Source organism: Actinomadura logoneensis, from assembly GCF_003428695.1.
Lineage (GTDB): Bacteria > Actinomycetota > Actinomycetes > Streptosporangiales > Streptosporangiaceae > Spirillospora > Spirillospora logoneensis.
The window spans coordinates 1-3207 of record NZ_QURH01000713.1 but is presented as its reverse complement, the minus strand read 5'-3'; the positions used below and the strand labels follow the sequence as shown (position 1 = coordinate 3207).

Annotated in this window: 5 protein-coding genes; all 5 read left to right on the top strand. The window is 76.1% G+C overall.

The window, feature by feature from the left end; genetic code table 11:
* Positions 1 to 398: hypothetical protein (locus DZF91_RS40390; RefSeq protein WP_158588052.1), on the top strand; the 398-nt coding region annotated here is incomplete at its 5' end.
* A gap of 170 nt (positions 399 to 568) precedes the next feature.
* Positions 569 to 1159, top strand: a complete 591-nt coding sequence (locus tag DZF91_RS26075; protein ID WP_235834571.1) for a hypothetical protein — start codon at positions 569 to 571, stop codon at positions 1157 to 1159.
* Positions 1160 to 1226: 67 nt separating this feature from the next.
* The gene (locus tag DZF91_RS26070) at positions 1227 to 1802 is read left to right on the top strand and encodes a TetR/AcrR family transcriptional regulator (protein ID WP_117359833.1); all 576 of its coding nucleotides are present in this window, start codon (positions 1227 to 1229) and stop codon (positions 1800 to 1802) included.
* 85 nt (positions 1803 to 1887) lie between these two features.
* On the top strand, positions 1888 to 2643 hold the full coding sequence (locus DZF91_RS26065) for an SDR family NAD(P)-dependent oxidoreductase (protein ID WP_117359832.1): 756 nt from the start codon (positions 1888 to 1890) through the stop codon (positions 2641 to 2643).
* 90 nt (positions 2644 to 2733) lie between these two features.
* The coding region (locus DZF91_RS26060; protein ID WP_456236658.1) for a DUF7134 domain-containing protein at positions 2734 to 3207 on the top strand (474 nt) is incomplete at its 3' end.

Here is a 3207-nt window from a genome sequence, read left to right as displayed (position 1 = left end):
TGTGGCGGGTGGCCCGGCGGGTGCGGCTCGGGCACCTGCTGGCGGCGGCCGGGCTCGCGCTGCTGCCCTGGATCGCCCTCCTGGCGGCCCGGATGCCGTCCGCCGCCCACGTGACCAACTGGTCGGCGGCCTGGATCGGGCTGGACGCGATGCTCGCCGCGTGCCTGGTCGCCACCGGCGCGCTGGCGCTGCGCCGCGACCCCCGGCTGGCGCTGCCCGCCGCCGCGACCTCGGCGCTGCTGCTCATGGACGCCTGGTTCGACGTCCTGACGGCCGCTCCGGGCGGCGACCGCGCCGTCGCCACGGTGCTCGCGGCGGGCGTGGAGCTCCCGCTCGCGGCGCTCTGCGCCGTGCTGGCCTTCCGGGCCTTCCCGAAGCCCGCCGGGGAGCGCGACTGAACCCGGTTTCAGGCCGTCTACCAGGGGAATACCGACTCGTTCGCCACATTCGCCCCAGATCGGTGATGCCACCCCTTCCGGGCCTCTAGCATGGCGGGGACGCAGGGCCGGGTCCCCCGTTCCCGAGGGCTCGGCCCTTTGCCCTGAAGGCACGATCTGAGGTCCGCATCATGAACGACCGCGAAGTGCGCGAGCTCTGCCTCCGCCTCCTGCGCGACGGCGCCTCCCCCGCCGCCGACGCGCCGGGCCCGGCGGACTCCGCCGCCCCCGCCGGATTCCCCGACGCGCTGCTCTCCCACGACATCGACGGCGACATCGCCGTGGTGAGCGTGCTGCGGCGGGGCAGCGACGTGTTCCGGCCGGACGAGGTCATGATCGAGGGCCTGACGTTCCAGTTCCGCGGCGGCGAGTGGATGGAGCTCGGCGGCGGCGCCGGCTCCGCCCCGGACCGGCCGCTCGACCGCCGCAGCGAGGACGAGCTGGGCGGCCCCCTGCGCGTCTACGCCTCGGGTCGGACGGTCCGCAACGCCGACCGGCTGCTGCCGTGGGGCGCCAAGTGGGTGAACCAGGCCCGCCTGCGGGCCGCCGACGGGGTCGCCTCGATCCGGATCGGGTCCCGGCTGCTGGCGGTGCCCGAGCACGGGCACGTCGCGATCGTCTGGGGCAGCCGCCGCGCGCCCGTGCTGGAGGCGCTGGACGCCGACGGCGGCGTCCGGGGCGTCCTGGACCTGGAGCACCCGGCCGTCCCCGCGCACGCCTGACGTCGGCCCGCCGTTCGGACCGCTCCAAACTTGACCGATCGTTCTCGAACCGCGTAGGTTCACGACCATGGCGAGGACCAAGGAGTTCGACCCGGACACCGCCCTGCGCCGCGCCCTGGAGCTGTTCTGGGAGCGTGGCTACGAGGGCACGTCCATGGCCGACCTCGTGGAGCACACCGGCGTGGCCCGGGCCAGCCTCTACGCGACCTTCGGCGGCAAGCACGAGCTCTACCTGCGGGCGCTCGACCTCTACGGCCGCTCCCAGCCACCGATCGTGGAGGAGCTGTCCCGCCCGGGGCCCGTCCTGCCCGCGCTGCGCGCCCTCGTCCAGCGGTACGCGGCCGAGTCGTCCGGGCCGTCCCTGCGCGGGTGCATGGTGGTGAACGCGGCCGTCGAGATGGCGGGCCGCGACGCCCCCGCCGCGCGGCGGGTCGAGGCGAGCTGGACCGAGCTCGAGACCGCCATGACCTCGGCGCTCATCCGCGCCCGCGCCCAGGGCGAACTGCCCGAGGACCGTGATCCGCGCGCCCTGGCGCGCCTGCTGCTGGTGCTCTTCCAGGGCATGCGCGTGCTCGGCCGCGCCCCCGGCGGCGAGGAGCGCCTGCGCGACGCCGCCGACCAGGCCCTCACCCTGCTCGCCTGACCCTCCCGTCCCGCCGGTCCGCCGTCCCGCGGGCCTTTCTGTGCCCTAATTCAAGACCGATCGTTCTCGTTAAGGGAGTCCCAGCATGCGTTTCACCGACCGCGCCGTCCTGGTCACCGGCGGCGGAACCGGCCTCGGCCGCGCCGCCGCGCTCGCCTTCGCCCGCGAGGGCGCGTCCGTCATGGTCGCCGGACGCACCGAGGAGCCGCTCAAGGAGACCGTCCGGCTGGTCGAGGCCGAGGGCGGGACCGCCGCGCACACCCTCGCGGACGTGTCCGACTCGGGCGACGCGGCGCGCATGGTCGCCGAGACCGTCCGCCGGTTCGGCGGCCTGCACGTGGCGTTCAACAACGCGGGCGTGTTCGTGCCGTTCTCCCCGCTCGCCGACCTGGACGAGGACGCGTGGGCGACCGGCCTGGCGGTCAACGCCACCGGGACGTTCCTGTCGATGAAGCACGAGATCGCCCACATGCGGGCGCACGGCGGCGGCGCGATCGTGAACATGGCGTCCAACATCGGCGTCCACGGCCGCCGCCCCGGCCTCGGCGGCTACACCGTCGCGAAGGCCGCCGTCAGCGCCCTCACCCGCGCCGCCGCCCTGGACCACATCGGCGACGGCGTCCGGATCAACTCCGTCAGCCCGGGCGCCGCCGACGGCCCGATGTCCTTCCAGCCCGGCGAGTCGCCCGCCGAGCGCGCCGCGCGCTACGCCGACGCCATCCCGCTCGGCCGCATCGGGGAGGCCGAGGAGATCGCCGCCGCCGTCCTGTGGCTGGCGTCCGACGAGGCGGCCTTCGTGGTGGGCCACGACATGGTGGTCGACGGCGGCGTCACCGCCTGACCCCCGCGAGACCGCACCCCGCGGGGATGACACGCCGGGTCACCCTCCCGGCCGATGCGGGACGGCCGCGCCGCCGTCCATACTCGTCCGGTGGCCGGACGTGGCGTGGGATGGGCGGACGGCGCGGTCGCGGCCGTCGTCACGGCGGCGACGGTGGCGCCGGCGCTCTCCCGGGGCTGGGCCGCCGCCCTGCTCGCGCTCGCGGCGTCCGCGCCGGTGCTGTGGCGGCGCCGGGCCCCGCTTCCGGTCGGGATCGTCGTCGGGGCGGCCATGACCGGGCTCGTCCTGTGGGAGAAGCCCTTCCTGCCGTACGGGCCGCTCGTCGCGGTCTACACGATCGCCGAGCAGGCGGACGCCCGCACCCGGGCCGCCTCGGTTCCGCTGATCGGCCTCGGCGTCTACGTGTCCCTGGCGCTCCCGCACGAGGACACCGAGGTCTACCGCTCGCTGGCGGCGCTGTTCGTCGCGGCGTACGCGCTCGGCGCCGGGACCCGTGCCCGCCGCGCGCGGGCCGCCGAGCTCGCCGAGCGGGAACGCCGCCTGGCGGGTGAGCGCGCCGCGGCG